7 protein-coding genes and 4 pseudogenes are annotated in these 15847 nt (G+C 58.5%); 8 read left to right on the forward strand and 3 right to left on the reverse strand.

The features are described 5' to 3' along the window. Positions 1-64: 64 nt before the first annotated feature. The 6 genes and pseudogenes from PACILC2_RS20560 (at position 65) to uvrA (ending at position 8962) form a co-directional block, all read left to right on the forward strand. A complete protein-coding gene (locus tag PACILC2_RS20560; RefSeq protein WP_213530546.1) occupies positions 65-1222 on the forward strand; it encodes a PDZ domain-containing protein in 1158 nt (385 codons plus the stop codon). A 276-nt stretch (positions 1223-1498) separates the two neighbouring features. Continuing rightward, the gene (locus PACILC2_RS20565) at positions 1499-3673 is read left to right on the forward strand and encodes an alpha-galactosidase (RefSeq protein ID WP_213530548.1); all 2175 of its coding nucleotides are present in this window, start codon (positions 1499-1501) and stop codon (positions 3671-3673) included. A gap of 231 nt (positions 3674-3904) precedes the next feature. Further along, a pseudogene (gene uvrB, locus PACILC2_RS20570) lies at positions 3905-5885 on the forward strand (excinuclease ABC subunit UvrB). A 616-nt stretch (positions 5886-6501) separates the two neighbouring features. Beyond that, a pseudogene (locus tag PACILC2_RS29535) lies at positions 6502-6731 on the forward strand (hypothetical protein); the annotation flags it as partial. Positions 6732-6791: 60 nt separating this feature from the next. Beyond that, positions 6792-7421 carry a UvrA family protein gene (locus PACILC2_RS29540; protein WP_372447188.1) on the forward strand — a complete coding sequence of 210 codons (630 nt, stop codon included), beginning with the start codon at positions 6792-6794 and terminating at the stop codon, positions 7419-7421. A 32-nt stretch (positions 7422-7453) separates the two neighbouring features. After that, positions 7454-8962 carry an excinuclease ABC subunit UvrA gene (uvrA, locus tag PACILC2_RS29545; protein ID WP_372447189.1) on the forward strand — a complete coding sequence of 503 codons (1509 nt, stop codon included), beginning with the start codon at positions 7454-7456 and terminating at the stop codon, positions 8960-8962. Between the two features lie 70 nt (positions 8963-9032). Here uvrA and PACILC2_RS20580 read toward each other — a convergent pair whose 3' ends face one another. Together PACILC2_RS20580 and PACILC2_RS20585 are read right to left on the reverse strand one after the other, a co-directional pair. Continuing rightward, positions 9033-10541: a DUF3658 domain-containing protein gene (locus PACILC2_RS20580; RefSeq protein WP_213530550.1), complete on the reverse strand. Its 1509-nt coding sequence runs from the start codon at positions 10539-10541 to the stop codon at positions 9033-9035. A gap of 255 nt (positions 10542-10796) precedes the next feature. Further along, positions 10797-12408 (reverse strand): annotated as a pseudogene (locus tag PACILC2_RS20585) (nitrite/sulfite reductase). 282 nt (positions 12409-12690) lie between these two features. Between PACILC2_RS20585 and PACILC2_RS20590 the strand changes: the two are divergent. Beyond that, positions 12691-12906 (forward strand): hypothetical protein, encoded by a 216-nt coding sequence (locus PACILC2_RS20590; RefSeq protein WP_062490423.1) that lies wholly within the window; start codon positions 12691-12693, stop codon positions 12904-12906. Between the two features lie 118 nt (positions 12907-13024). On the opposite strand, the gene PACILC2_RS20595 is transcribed toward PACILC2_RS20590, so the two are convergent. Beyond that, entirely contained in the window at positions 13025-13993 is a 969-nt protein-coding gene (locus PACILC2_RS20595) for a sugar phosphate isomerase/epimerase family protein (RefSeq protein WP_062490425.1), read from the reverse strand. 190 nt (positions 13994-14183) lie between these two features. On the opposite strand from PACILC2_RS20595, the pseudogene PACILC2_RS20600 reads away from it, so the two are divergent. Beyond that, a pseudogene (locus tag PACILC2_RS20600) lies at positions 14184-15847 on the forward strand (peptidase U32 family protein); the annotation flags it as partial.

The raw sequence follows: 15847 nt of genomic DNA on the forward strand, positions 1-15847 counted from the left end.
TTACTATATCGCGATATTATTGATTGTCATGCAATATTTGCGGCAAATTCGCCAGGAGCGACAGTTGTTTGGCGTCAAGCTGCTTCATTGGCAAGGTCAGCTCGTTCGCGCCGTTGCGGCGGGGTGGATCGTCGGTCTGGCCCTGTCCGTTGTCGGCATATTTGTCGGCTTCAGGCTTACGCCCGATGCGGTACTGTGGCTGTGGGGAATATCGGTGCTGCTCGCCCTGCTGCGCGTGCGGTTTCTGTGCTTCGCCTATGCGGCCGGCGCGCTCGGCTTGCTGCAGCCTGCTGTCGTCGCGCTCGGTCTGCCGGACAGCGGCGGCTGGATCGGACGGATGGCGGATTCATTGGCGCAATTGGATATTGCCGGCCTGCTGCTCCTCGTGGCGCTGCTTCATTTGGCCGAAGCGCTGTTGGTACGCGTACAGGGGGACCGGCTGTCGACCCCGCTGTTTCTGCTGGGGAAGCGGGGTAAGCTGGTAGGCGCTTACGCTTTGCAAGGCTATTGGCCGGTGCCGCTGTTTCTGCTCGTGCCGGCAGCCTCCGGCATACCCGGTGCGGAGCTGCCGTGGATGCCGCTCGCCGGCGATGGCGGCGGGTACGGCTGGACGCTGCTGGCGCTGCCGACTTTGGTCGGCTTCAGCGAGTTGACCCGCACCATGCTGCCGGAACGTAAAGCCGGACGGATCTATAGGGGACTGCTGCTATACAGCATCGGGCTCGGAGCCGTCGCTGCCGCCGCTATCGCATGGGCGCCGCTTGTCCCGATTGCGGCGCTGTTTGCGCTTTTGCTCCATGAAGCGCTCATTTGGGCCGGGCGGCTGCAGGAGTCGACGGCCGCGCCGCTGTATGTCCATCCGCCGGAAGGTCTTCGCATACTGGGTGTCGTTCCGGGGACGCCGGCGGAAGCGATGGGCCTGATGTCGGGCGAAGTGCTGCTGAAGGTGAACGGTATGAGCGTCAGGACGCGCGACGATCTGTACCGGGCGCTCCATTTGCAATCGGCTTACGCGAAGCTGGAAGTGCTGAACCGCGACGGCCAGCAAAAGTTTGTGCAGCGCGCCCGCTATGCCGGCGACCATCATCAATTGGGCGTCATCTTGGCTCCGGACGACCAGGCCGGCTATTATGTGGAGCCGGGAGCCGTCTCCGCGCTCGGCCTGCTGCGCCGCCGCCGGGATGCGAAACGGCGGGAGACGGCCGCGCCGCCGCTGCCGTAACCGCTGCTGCTGTGGGGGTGGCAGACTGTCGGCGGACGGCTCATTCATCCTTGAATCCAAATTTTTCCAAGGGGACCTTGCACGAACGAGGTCCTCTGCCTCTTGTTAACGAATGAACTTCTCCCCTCCGGTATGGAGCCGAACCTTGACTACATTTGTCCATATCCTGCATAAAAGTGTCCATACCATTTCCGAGACGAATATGTCACAATGAATGCGGCTTTACCGCAACATTGAAGCAGGAGGTCGATTGAACGCGATGCCGATTTTTACGATATGGACAAGCAGCTGTTTCATTTGCAAACCTGCCGCACCAGCTACGCATTTCTATTAGTTCATTCGAAATATCCGTCACATTTGTATTGGGGAAGGCGCGTACGCGGCCGCAATCTGGATGCGCTGCTCGAGCTGAAGGAACGGGCGTCGTTCAGCCCGACTCCCGATCCGGCCGATCGGCGGTTGTCGTTCGATACGCTGCCGCACGAATATCCGGGGTACGGCAACTCGGACTTCCGCATGCCCGCGTTCCAGGTTCAATTGCCGGACGGCTCTACCGTCTCGGATTTGCGCTATGTTACGCACCGCATCATCGACGGAAAGCCCGAGCTCCCCGGCCTGCCCGCCACCTATGCGGAGGATGGCGATGCCGTGCAGACACTGGTGTTGACGCTGCGGGACGAACGAACCGGTCTGACCGTCGATCTCAGCTACAGCGTGTTTGAAGAGCTGGACGCCATCACCCGCTCCGTACGCTTGACGAACGGCGGCACCGAACCGCTGAAGCTGCTCCGCGCGCTCAGCATGAGCCTCGACTTTGCGCACGACCGGTTCGACTTGCTGCAGCTGTCCGGCTCCTGGGCGCGGGAGCGGGATTTGTTCCGCAGCCGTCTCCGTCCCGGCTTGCAGGCGATCGAGAGCAGACGGGGCTCCAGCAGCCATATGCAAAATCCGTTTATCGCCTTGCTCGCGGAAGGCGCGACAGAGGATTACGGCGACGTGTACGGCGCCAGCTTCGTATATAGCGGCAATTTTCTGGCCGGCGTGGAAGTCGACCAGTTCCGGACGGCCCGCATGTTCATGGGAATCAATCCGTTCGATTTTTCCTGGCATTTGGATGCGGGAGAGAGCTTCCAGACGCCGGAAGCGGTTCTCGTTTACTCCGCCGAAGGGCTCGGCGGCATGTCGCGCATCTATCACGACTTGTACCGGTCGCGCCTGTGCAGAGGGCGGTTCCGCGACGAAGCACGTCCGATACTCGTGAACAATTGGGAAGCGACATACTTCGATTTCGACGCCGACAAAATCGAAGCGATCGCCCGGCAGGGCAAGGAACTCGGCATCGAGCTGTTCGTGCTCGACGACGGATGGTTCGGCAAGCGCGACGACGATACGACTTCGCTCGGCGACTGGTTCGTAGACCGAAAGAAGCTGCCGCTCGGCCTTGAGGATCTTGTCCGGCGGGTAAAGGAGCTGGGCATGCAGTTCGGCCTCTGGTTCGAGCCGGAAATGATTTCGCCGGAAAGCGAGCTGTACAGGGCCCATCCGGATTGGTGTCTTCATGTCGAGGGACGGCATCGCACAACCGGCCGGAATCAGCTTGTGCTGGATTTGAGCCGTCAGGATGTGCGGGACTATCTGGTTCAAACGATCGGGGGCATTCTGGAGAGCGCGCCGATCACGTATGTCAAATGGGATATGAACCGGAACATGACGGAGATCGGCTCCGCCCTGCTACCGCCGCACCGACAGCGGGAGACGGCGCACCGCTACATGCTCGGTTTGTATGAGGTGCTGGAGCGGATTACGTCGGCGTTCCCGCATATCCTGTTCGAAAGCTGCTCCGGCGGCGGCGGCCGTTTCGATCCGGGCATGTTGTACTATATGCCGCAGACGTGGACAAGCGACAATACCGACGCGATCGCGCGGCTGCGCATCCAGTACGGGACGAGCATCGTTTATCCGATCAGCTCGATGGGCGCGCATGTTTCGGCGGTGCCGAACCATCAGGTGGGGCGCATAACGCCGCTTGCGACCCGGGGAAATGTGGCGATGTCGGGCAACTTCGGCTACGAGCTGGACCTGACGCGGTTTACGGAAGAGGAGAAAATCGAGGTGGCGCGCCAGGTGGCGCTGTACAAGGAGATCCGGCACCTCGTCCAGTTCGGCGATTTCTACCGGCTGCTCAGCCCGTTCGAAGGCAACGATGCGGCATGGATGATGGTATCGAAGGACAAACGCGAGGCTTTTGTCGTATTCGTCACCGTATTGAATGAGGCGCATCCGCCGCTCGGACGTTTCAGGCTGAAAGGATTGGACCCGGACCGGAACTACCGGCTGGTCGATACGGACCAAATTTATGGCGGCGATGAACTGATGTTCGCCGGATTGCCGAAGCCGTTGTTCCGCAGCGATTTCGGCAGCAAGATATACCGTCTTAAGGCTGTGGAATAAAGGGAAGCACGAAGCTGCCGCTTGGCGAAAGCGGCAGCTTCGCCGTTTCATCCAGCATCCACCGATTGCACGCAGGAACGTTTATCTGTATAATAGGAACACATATTCTTATTTTGGACGGTTTTCCGTCAACTGGAACGGAATCTCGATCTAACGCAGCATAGCTTTTAGATATGATATTGCGGCAAATACGGAAAGATGGGGTGAAGAACGGTGAACGACGTAACGCTCATGTCCAGGAAGTTCGAGCTGGTGTCGGATTACGAGCCGCAGGGCGACCAGCCGGAAGCGATACGCAAATTGGTCGAGGGCGTCCGAAACGGCGTGAAGCACCAAACGCTGCTCGGCGCGACCGGAACCGGCAAGACGTATACGATAGCCAATACGATCGCCCGGCTGAACCGGCCGACGCTCGTCATTGCGCACAACAAGACGCTGGCGGCCCAACTGTGCAGCGAATTCAAGGCGTTTTTCCGAACAATGCGGTTGAATATTTCGTCAGCTATTACGACTATTATCAACCGGAGGCTTACATTCCTTCATCCGACACGTACATCGAGAAGGATTCGAGCATTAACGACGAGATCGACAAGCTTCGACACTCGGCGACGAGTGCGCTGTTCGAGCGGCGAGACGTCATCATCGTGGCGAGCGTATCGTGCATCTACGGTCTCGGTTCGCCGATGGAATACAAGAACCTCGTCCTGTCGCTGCGAACCGGAATGGAGAAGCCGCGCGACGCCATTCTGCACAAGCTGGTCGATATCCAATATCAGCGCAACGACATCAATTTCGTGCGCGGCACGTTTCGGGTGCGCGGAGATATAATCGAAATTTTTCCCGTTGCGAACAACGAACGGGCTATTCGCGTGGAGCTGTTCGGCGACGAAATCGAACGGATTACCGAAATCGACGTGCTGACGGGCGAAATCATCGGCGAGCGCGATCATGTCGCCATCTTCCCGGCATCCCACTTCGTCACTCACGAGGATACGATGAAAAAGGCGCTGATCAATATCGAACGGGAACTGGAAGAACGTCTGGCGGAACTCCGGGGGCAGGGCAAGCTGCTGGAGGCGCAGCGTCTGGAGCAGCGGACGCGGTACGACATCGAAATGATGCAGGAGATGGGATTCTGCTCCGGGATCGAGAACTACTCGGGACCGCTGACGTTCCGGGAAAGGGGCGCCACTCCCTACACGCTGCTCGATTACTTCCCGGACGACATGCTGTTCGTCATTGACGAGTCCCATGTGACGCTGCCGCAAATCCGGGCGATGTACAACGGCGACCGCGCGCGGAAAGAGGTGCTCGTCGAGCACGGCTTCCGCCTGCCGTCCGCGCTTGACAACCGCCCCCTCCGGTTCGAGGAATTCGAGCAGAAGATTACCCAGATCATCTATGTTTCGGCTACGCCGGGTCCCTACGAGCTGGAGCATTGCCCCACGATGGTCGAGCAAATTATACGGCCTACCGGCCTTGTCGACCCGGTGATCGAAGTTCGTCCGACCAAAGGACAGATCGACGATTTGCTCGGCGAAATCCGCGACCGGATCGCCAAGGACGAGCGGGTTCTCGTGACGACGCTGACGAAGAAGATGGCCGAGGACTTGACCGATTATTTGAAGGAAGTCGGCATCAAGGTCCGTTATTTGCATTCCGACATCAAGACGCTGGAACGGATGGCGATTTTGCGGGATTTGCGGCTCGGAACGTTCCATGTGCTGGTCGGCATCAACCTGCTGCGGGAAGGACTCGACTTGCCGGAAGTGTCGCTTGTCGCCATACTGGACGCCGACAAGGAAGGATTTTTGCGCGCCGAGCGTTCGCTTATTCAAACGATCGGCCGGGCTGCGCGAAATGCGGAAGGCCGGGTCATCATGTATGCCGACAGGATCACCGACTCCATGGACAAGGCGATCAAGGAGACGGAGCGCCGGCGCTCGATCCAGCTCGCTTACAACGAGAAGCATGGCATTACGCCGCAGACGATCCGCAAAAAGTGCATGACGTCATCGAAGCGACGCGGGTTGCGGAGCAGAAATCCGATTACTTGACGGAATCCGGCGTTTCGAAGATGTCGAAGAAGGAGAAGCTGTCGCTCATTCAGCGGCTGGAGGCGGAAATGAAGGAGGCGGCCAAATCGCTGCAGTTCGAACGGGCCGCCGAGCTTCGCGACGCGCTGCTGGAACTGCGGGCGGAGCTGGACTAAGCGCCAGACCGGCGCCCGCCCGCTCGGCGCGACAGGCCAATAGCCGGAGGGGCGCGACTAGAATCGGGAACAATCGTCAATAGTGGTAAATAAGCATCTCGATCGGCAGCGGCGGCAGGTCAAGCCCGTGTTCCGATCGAGAAGGAGCGCCGGAACGGCAACGCGTTCCGGCACAATGGAGGGAGAGACCGTCTTGGCCAATGACCGTATCGTGATCAAGGGCGCACGCGCCCACAATCTGAAAAATATCGATGTCACCATCCCGCGCGATAAATTCGTCGTCCTGACGGGCCTCAGCGGTTCGGGCAAATCGTCGCTTGCGTTCGACACCATATATGCGGAAGGGCAGCGGCGGTATGTGGAGTCGCTGTCCGCCTATGCCCGGCAATTTCTCGGACAGATGGAGAAGCCGGACGTCGACTCGATCGAAGGACTCTCTCCGGCCATATCGATCGATCAGAAGACGACAAGCCGCAATCCCCGCTCCACGGTCGGAACGGTAACCGAAATATACGACTATTTGCGGCTGCTGTTCGCCCGGATCGGGAAGCCCCATTGCCCGGAGCATGGCATTGAGATTACGTCGCAAACCGTCGAGCAGATGGTGGACCGGATCATGGAATATCCGGAGCGGACCCGGCTGCAAATTTTGGCCCCGCTCGTATCCGGCCGCAAGGGCGAGCATGTCAAGCTGTTTGCCGACATTCAGAAGCAAGGCTTCGTCCGGGTAAGGGTGAACGGCGAACTGCGGGAACTGAGCGAGAAAATCGAGCTGGAGAAAACAAGAAGCACAACATCGAAGTCGTTGTCGACCGTATCGTCATCAAGCCGGATATCGCGACGCGTCTGGCCGATTCGCTGGAAACGGCGCTCCAACTGGCGGGCGGCCGCGTCATTGTCGATGTGATGGGCCAGGAAGAGCTGCTGTTCAGCTCAAACCTTGCATGCCCCGAATGCGGCTTCAGCATCGAAGAGCTGTCGCCGCGGATGTTCTCGTTCAACAGCCCGTACGGCGCTTGTCCCGAGTGCGACGGTCTTGGTGCCAAAATGATCGTCGACACCGATCTGCTTGTCCCGGACCCCGACAAATCGATCGAGCAGGGGGCGTTCGAGGCATGGGCGGGCAGCACGTCCAATTACTACCCGCAATTTCTCGATGCCGTATGCACGCATTACGGCATCCCGAAAGACGTGCCCGTCCGCGAGCTGCCTCCGGATATGATGAAGAAACTGCTGTACGGCACCGGCGGCGAGCGTGTCCGGTTCCGTTACGAGAACGATTTCGGCCATCAGAAGGAAGCTTACGTTCCGTTCGAGGGCATCGTCAACAATCTGGAGCGCCGCTACCGCGAGACCGCTTCGGACGCGATGCGCGAGCATATCGAATCGTACATGAGCGCCAAGCCGTGCGCCGGCTGCAAAGGGCACCGGCTCCGCAAGGAAACGCTGGCGGTGACGGTCGGCGGACACAATATCGCCTATGTGACGTCGCTTTCGATCGGGGAAGCGCAGCGGTTTTCCAGGAACTCAAGCTGAACGACAAAGAACGGCAAATCGCTCATCTCATTCTGAAAGAAATCAACAGCCGGCTCGGTTTCCTGGTCAATGTCGGACTGGAATATTTGACTTTGAGCAGAGCGGCGGGAACGTTGTCAGGCGGGGAGGCGCAGCGGATCCGGCTGGCAACGCAAATCGGCTCGAGCCTGATGGGCGTGCTGTATATTCTCGACGAACCGAGCATCGGCCTTCATCAGCGGGACAACGACCGGCTTATTGCGACGCTGGAGCATATGCGCGATCTGGGCAATACGCTGATCGTCGTCGAGCATGACGAAGATACGATGCTGGCCGCCGATTACATTATCGATATCGGTCCCGGCGCGGGCATACATGGCGGTCAGGTCGTTGCACAAGGCACCCCTGCCGAAGTTATGGCTCATGAGCATTCGTTGACCGGACAATATTTGAGCGGACGCCGGTTTATAGCCGTCCCGCTGGAACGGCGGCCGATCGGCGACAAATGGCTGGAAGTGCGGGGAGCGAAAGAGAACAACCTGAAAAATTTGAATGTCAAAATTCCGCTCGGCGTCTTCACGGTCGTGACCGGCGTATCCGGCTCCGGCAAATCGACGCTCGTCAACGAGATCGTCTACAAGACGCTCGCCCGCGATTTGAACAAGGCGAAAGTGCGTCCCGGCGCGCATAAGGAGATGCGCGGACTGGAGCATATCGAGAAAGTCATCGATATCGATCAGTCGCCGATCGGCCGCACGCCGCGTTCCAATCCGGCGACGTATACCGGTGTATTCGACGATATCCGGGACGTCTTCGCCGCGACGAACGAGGCAAAGGTGCGGGGGTACAAGAAGGGACGGTTCAGCTTCAATGTCAAGGGCGGACGCTGCGAAGCGTGCCGCGGCGACGGCATCATCAAGATCGAGATGCATTTCCTGCCCGACGTGTACGTCCCTTGCGAAGTTTGCAAAGGCAAACGGTACAACCGCGAAACGCTGGAGGTCAAATATAAAGGCAAAAGCATTGCCGACGTACTGGCGATGACGATAGAGGACGCTTGCGAATTTTTCCGGAACATTCCGCGCATCCACCGCAAGCTGCAGACGCTGCTTGACGTCGGTCTCGGCTACATGAATCTCGGCCAGCCGGCGACGACGCTGTCCGGGGGCGAGGCGCAGCGGGTGAAGCTGGCGGCCGAGCTGTACCGCCGCAGCACCGGCAAGACGGTGTACATTTTGGACGAGCCGACAACCGGGCTGCATGTCGACGATATCGACCGTTTGCTGAAGGTGCTCCACCGTCTCGTCGATTCCGGCGAATCGGTTCTGGTCATCGAGCATAATCTCGATGTGATCAAGACGGCCGACTATATTATCGATCTCGGTCCGGAAGGCGGCAGCGGCGGCGGGACGATCGTCGCCACCGGCACGCCGGAAGAGGTGATCAAGTCCGATCAGTCGTATACCGGCCGGTATCTGGCTCCGATTTTGGAACGGGACCGGAAACGAACCGTCGAACGGCTCAAGGCCGAAGAAAGAGTCGCGGCCGGAGCGGCGAAATAGGCAGTACGAAAAACATCCCAAACCGCCTGCTTGGCGGAATGGGATGTTTTTTCGTTCGGTCGTTAGGTCGTTATTCCCCCAAACCGACGCTGTAGTAGCGCATCGCATTCAGGCTGCCGGTATAGACAAGTTTGCCTTCCTTGATAAGTTCCCGTACACGATATTCGATGTAGCTGTCGCCGACGTACTGGTTCGCGGAACCGATTACTTCGCCGACAATCCTCGCACATTTGACCAGTCGCCCCTCTGCCCCCGTCAAATTGCTAACCGCTTCCATAATATCGGCATCGAAATAGCTCCCGTCAACGCTTAGCGGCCGTCCCTTGTCCATCACCCGCAAAATGCCGCCATCGGCGACTAGCTGCCGCCATTCGTCGGCATAAGCCTCCCGTTCACGGGGCGTCAGCAGCCGCGCTTCCGGGAGCAACAGGGCGAGCTTGTCCGGTCCCAGCTCTCCAGTGCTGCGGTAGATCGCATCTTCGTTCTCGAATGCCGTCTTCTTGTACCGCTTGTTGGCCAGCGCCGTCGTATCGATAACGGATATCTCCGTATCGTCCGCCAGCGCGGCGGCCAGGCGGCGCAGCCCGATTTGCTCGGAGGCCGACTCTCCGGCCCAGACGACGACATGACGGCCGCGCAGGCGCTTCGGCCACTGCTTCCAGTCCAGCGCCGCCCGCAGCGCATACTCCATCGTCTCTCTGCACTCTTCCTCGCTCGTGCATGTCCGCCACCAGGAGAGCCGTTTGGCCAAGCCTTCCGGCTCGTCTTCGTTATGCAACGGTCCGACCATCAGATCGTCATTCAGCGTGACCGCCTTCTCTCCCGGCATTCCCCGCAGCGCTATTCGCAGCGACCCTCCCGCCGAATCGCCGAAGGCGATATGGATGCGTCCGGCATATTCGGCCGGAAACAGCGTTTCTTTCAGGTAATCCGCATTGCCGGCCGCCCATTCGCGGTCGAACTCGCGAAGAAAGTATTCGAGGAACCGGTGTCTTTTCTCCGCAAGCAAACGGGCCGTTTCCGTATTCAACCGTTCCTTCAGCCGGAGCAGCTTTTCATTAAAATGATTAATCGCCGTGCTCGGCCCGTTCCGGTATTCCGCTTCCGTCATCGAAGCCCGGGGACGGAGCGCCGGATCGTAAATCGGCTGCCCTTTGTTGCCCGCATAGGCGAAGGCGCGCGCGATGCCGATTGCGCCGATAGCATCGAGCCGATCGGCATCCTGTACGACCTGTCCCTCCAGCGTGCGCATCGGCTGACCATGGCCGCCTCCGAAGGACATCGTTGACGCAATTTCCATCACATGGGCACGGTGGTCCTCTTCCACGCCCGCTTGCCGCATCCAGTCCCCGATTTTGCGCAACCCGGCTTCCTTGCTTCCTGCCAGCTTGACGTCGGCGACGTCATGGAGCAGCGCCGCCAGCTCGCAAATGTATACGTCGGCGTGTTCCGCCTCGGCGAGCATGCGGGCCGTTCGCGCCACCCGTACGACATGCCACCAGTCGTGGCCGCTGTGGTCGCGTTCCAGTTCGCTTTTCGCGTAATCTCTTGCCTGTTCCAGTATCGTTTCCTGATCCAATGCCCGATTTCCTCCCGACTATGGTATCTCTCCCGTCATCAGTTTACCATCTCGGGGAAATAAACACACACGCCCGTCGAATCATTTTAACTCTGTAATGATTGGCCGCCATTTCGATTTCTGACGGTCGAACGGAGAATGCCGGGCGGTCGAATTTGAAAATCGCCCAGTTTCGAGGCGCGATCTGGCCAATTTCGTACCTGAAACCAAAAAAAGAGGAGGGGGATTTCCGGTTCCCCTCCTCTTTTCGCGCGATCAGGACGCGGCCAAAATTTCCGTGAGCTTCTCCTGGAACGCCTGTACGCCGACCCGCTGGACGTAATCGTGGAACGATTCGCCGTTTTGCGGCCTTCCTTGTAAAACAGGATCAGCTTCGCGAGCACTTCCGGCAGGTCGTCGCCTTTGACGCGGCCCTTGAGCGGCGTATTAAACTTGGCATTCGGACCGAGCGTGCCGCCGACGGCGATATCGAAAGCGTCGACCATTCCTTCCGGCGTCTTGACGAGCGCACCTTGAAGGCCGATATCGGCAATATGCTTCTGGCCGCAAGCGTTCGGGCAGCCGACCATATGAATGCGGATTTTCTCGTCGAGCTCGACATGCTCATCGAGATATTCGGCGACGCGGCGCGCACGCTCTTTGGTCTCGACGACGGCCAGATTGCAAAATTCGTTGCCCGTGCAGGAAACGGTCCGGCTCATGAAATGTTTCGGAAACGGCGACAGCCGCTGCAGCACAGGCTGCTTCAGCACTTCATCGACCTTGTCGTCGGGTATGCCGGCCAAAATAATGTTTTGCGACACCGTCGTACGGATCAATCCGTCGCCATATTTGTCGGCAATATCGGCCAACTGCTCGAACTCGTCGGTATTCGTGCGGCCGACCGGAACGTTCAGACCGATATAGTTGAGCCCTTCCTGCTTCTGCTTGTGCACGCCGTCGAAGTAGGCGGCTTTCCAGCCGACAATTTTGTTTTCGCCTTTGGAAGGCATGTCGCCGATAAGCTCCAGAAGCTTTTCCTTGAATTTCTCCGGTCCCCAATCGGCTACGAGGAACTTGAGGCGGGCATGGTGCCGCTTCTCGCGGTAGCCGTAGTCGCGGAAAATCGTCGTGACGCCGATCGCGACCTTCAATACTTCCTCCGGACGGATGAAAATGTCGAGCTCCTGGGCCAAATACGGCTTTGCCGACAAGCCGCCGCCGACCAGGGCGTGGAAGCCGATCACTTCCTTGCCGTCGATCACTTTGACCGCAGGAACGAAAGCCAGGTCGTTGATTTCGGCTTGCGCGTTGTTATAAATACTGGATGAGATGGACATTTTATATTTGCGGGGCAAATTGGAAAAGTCACGATTCAACAGGAAAAATCGTTGACTTCGTTCACCAGCTGCGTCGTGTCCATCAGTTCGTTCTTGTCGATGCCGGCGAGCGGATTGCCGACGATCGTGCGCGGGCAGTCGCCGCATGCCTCGTAGCTGTACAGTCCGACTGCTTCGAGACGGTTGAAAATGTCGGGCAAATTCTCCACGCGCAGCCAATGGAACTGGATCGCCTGACGCGTGGTGACGTCCATCAAGCCGCGCCCGTAGTCGCGTCCGATGGAAGCAAGCGCGCGCGCCTGTGCGCTCGTCATGATGCCGGAGTTGATCCGGATCCGCATCATGAAATGACCGTCTTTCGGCTTCTGTTCGTACACGCCGGCCCATTTGAACCGGTTCATATCGTCCGGGTCGATCGATTCGTAGCCTTTTTTGGCGTATTCTTCAATAATAGTACGAATGACATCGAGACCGTCTTTTTGATGCTTGACAAACTCAAACTTGTTCAATTTGGAAGGGTCTTTCATCCAGACCGCTTCATATGCCATATCGATGCTGCCCCCTTGCCGATTGTCATTTCGGGTAAAGTTTAATTCCGACGAAACAGGTAAGAATATATGAATTGATCGTATCATATTTTATAAAGCTCGACAACGGATCATGCTCATCTCAGGTATAAGAATTTGTTATATTTTCGATATGGATAGGTTATAAGGAACAATGAAATCGTGACAAACTTGTTACGGATGACCATTCGCTCTTGCGGCGGCTCGACGCGGAAGGTAACATAGTGTAATATAGGATAACTGTGAAAAGGAGGGGGTCATCCCGTGCTTCTCGCTGCAGAAAACGCAAGCGCATCGGTTTTTAACGGTTTTGACATTTTCATGTTGATTTTCACGGTGCTGATCATGATCGGCTTGGTCCGCCTTCTCATGGCCCGTCCGAAGAAAAATTTGTTTGCGATCGCCTTTACGATTGTGGCGTTGGCCGTATTTCTCTTCACCGACTATGTTATGATTTTCGAGGTTTGGGCAGGAAAATAACATAACGGATAGTGCCGCTTGACCAGCAAGCGGCCGGGCTGAACGAAGAACGCCCCGCATGCGGCCGCTTGCCGGCCTTGCGGGGCGTTCTTCGTTTATCGGGACGCCGGAGTCGGCGTTATACCCACCACATTTCTCCGAGCGGTTCCTTGATGAGCACTTGCTGGAGATTTTGAACGGCTTTCGTGAAGCCTTCATCGACCGACATGAGCCCGTCCTCGTGCTCGATGCTGACGACATAATCGTAGCCGACGAGACGCAGCGCGCTTATAATGTCCGCCCACGTTTTGAGATCGTGGCCGAAGCCGACGGTCCGGAATTGCCATGCGCGGTCCAGCATTTGGGTATAAGATTGCATGTCCGTTACGCCGTGGCGGTTGACGTTGATCGGATCGATCGTCGTATCTTTGGCGTGGAAATGGTGAATCGCACCTTCGCGGCCGAGAATGTGCACCGCTTGCACCGGATCGATGCCTTGCCACCACATATGGCTCGGGTCGAGGTTGGCGCCGATCGCGCTGCTGGTCGCTTCGCGCAGCCGGAGCAGCGTGGCCGGACTGTGGACGGAGAAGCCGCCGTGCAGCTCGAGACCGATTTTGACGCCGTTCTGTTCGGCCAGCTTGGCGATGTCGGACCAGTACGGGATGACTTTCGCCTCCCACTGCCATTTCAAAATTTCCTGGAAGTCGTTCGGCCAAGGCGCGACCGGCCAGTTCGGATATTTGGCATCTTCATGGTCGCCCGGACAGCCGGAGAACGTGTTGACGACAGGCACTTCCAGCCTGTTGGCCAACTCGATCGTTTTGCGCAGCGCGGCGTCATGTTCGCTCGATATCGCTTTTTGCGGATGCAGCGGGTTGGCATGGCAGCTCAGCGCGCTGATGATCAGACCGCGGGATTCGACCGCTTGTTTGAACGCTTTCAATTTTCCGGCGTCGGCCAGAAGCTCGTCCGGTTTGCAATGGGCGTCGCCCGGATAACCGCCGGTGCCGATCTCGACGGCTTCCACACCTTTGGACACGATGTAATCCAGCGCTTCTTCGAACGGCTTCTGCGCGAATAGTACGGTAAATACACCAAGTTTCATAGTCTGGCGATACCTCCCAAACGTTTTTAGAAAAACGAACAATCAGCTTTATTATAGCATGGCGGTCGGGGCGAAAGAAGAGCAACCGGCCAATCGGACCAAGATCGCATATAAACTGGACAATGGAGAATTGTCCGGCGGTCTGGTAAACTGAACGTAGCGCATTTACGATCTGGAGGATGCTTCTGAAATGGGTTTGAATATAACGAGACAAGATATCGAGTTGCTCGCTCCGGCAGGCGACTGGGAATGTATGCGGGCGGCGGTGGCGAACGGAGCCGATGCCGTCTATTTCGGGGTGGAGAGGTTTAACGCGCGGGCGCGCGCCAACAATTTCCGCACCGAAGAGCTGCCGGAAATTATGGCGTTCCTGCACCGTTACGGCGTCAAAGGCTACCTGACCTTCAATATCCTCGTGTTCGAAGACGAGCTGGAATCGGCCAAAGCGCTGATCGACGCCTGCATCGATGCCGGTGTGGACGCGGTCATTGTGCAGGATCTGGGGCTTGTGAAGCTGATTCGGGAAATTTCGCCGGATTTTCCGATCCACGGCTCGACGCAGATGACGATTACGTCGCCGGAGGCGGTCGAATTTACGAAGCCGTTCGGTTTGGAGCGCGTCGTGCTCGGGCGGGAGAACAATCTGAAGCATATCCGCACCATCGGCGAGCAGGCCAAGCTTCCGATGGAAGTGTTCGTCCACGGGGCGCTTTGCGTCTCGTATTCCGGACAATGCCTCACGTCGGAAATGTGGGGCGGACGGTCGGCCAACCGCGGCGAATGCGCCCAGGCTTGCCGGCTGCCTTACGATCTGATCGTCGACGGCGAACCGAAGCCGATGGGCGACGTAGCTTATTTGTTGTCGCCGAAAGATCTGGTGGCCATCGACATCGTGCCGGAGCTGATCGAGGCGGGGGTGACGTCGTTCAAGATCGAAGGGCGGCTTAAAAGTCCGGAGTATGTCGCCAATGTCGTCGGCAAATACCGGGCGGCGATCGACCGTTATTTCGCCGGCGACCGTTCCGCCCCTTCGAGGGAAGAGATCCGCGAGCTCGAGCAGAGCTTCTCGCGCGGCTTTACGCACGGCTTCCTGAAAGGGACGAACAATAAGCAGCTCGTTGACGGAACGTTTCCGAAAAGCCGGGGCGTCTATCTCGGCCGTGTCGAGCGGGTGCTGCGCGACGCTGTCGTCTGCCGCATCGAAGCGCCGCTCAAGCGCGGCGACGGCATCGTCTTCGATGCGGGCGACCCGACGAAGAAAGAGGAGGGCGGCCGCGTATACGATGTGCGGCATAACGGGGTGCGCATCGAGGGCGAGGCGCAGGAGGGCATGGTGCTGGAAATCGTGCCCGGCCGGCGCGACGTCGATCTGCAGCGGGTCGCCCGGGCGACCGCATCTGGAAACGAGCGATCCGGCGCTTGACCGGCGGCTGCGGGCGACGTTTGAAACGGACAAGCCCTACCGCGTCTTTCCGCTGCGCGTCAAAGCGCAAGGGGAACCGGGGCAGCCGCTCCGCACATGGTGGACCGATATCCAGAAAGGCACGACGGTGGAGGTCGTATCCGAGCTGGAGATGGAGAAGGCCGCGAAGCGGCCGATCGATGAAGTGCTCTTGAAGGAGCAGTTCGGACGGCTCGGCGGAACGCTGTTTCAGCTCGAAGAGCTCGAGCTCGATTTGCGTGACGGGCCGATGCTGCCGATCCGCGAGCTGAACCGGATGCGCCGGGAAGCGGCGGAGAAGCTGACGGGCGAGCGGGAGAAGCCGCCCGTCTATATCAAGCGCGAGGCGGATCCGTTCGCCGACGCGCGCGATCCGCGGACCGCGCGCGGGCAGCGCCGCGCCGGCGCGAACG

The organism is Paenibacillus cisolokensis (assembly GCF_018403665.1).
Taxonomy (GTDB): domain Bacteria; phylum Bacillota; class Bacilli; order Paenibacillales; family Paenibacillaceae; genus Paenibacillus_AH; species Paenibacillus_AH cisolokensis.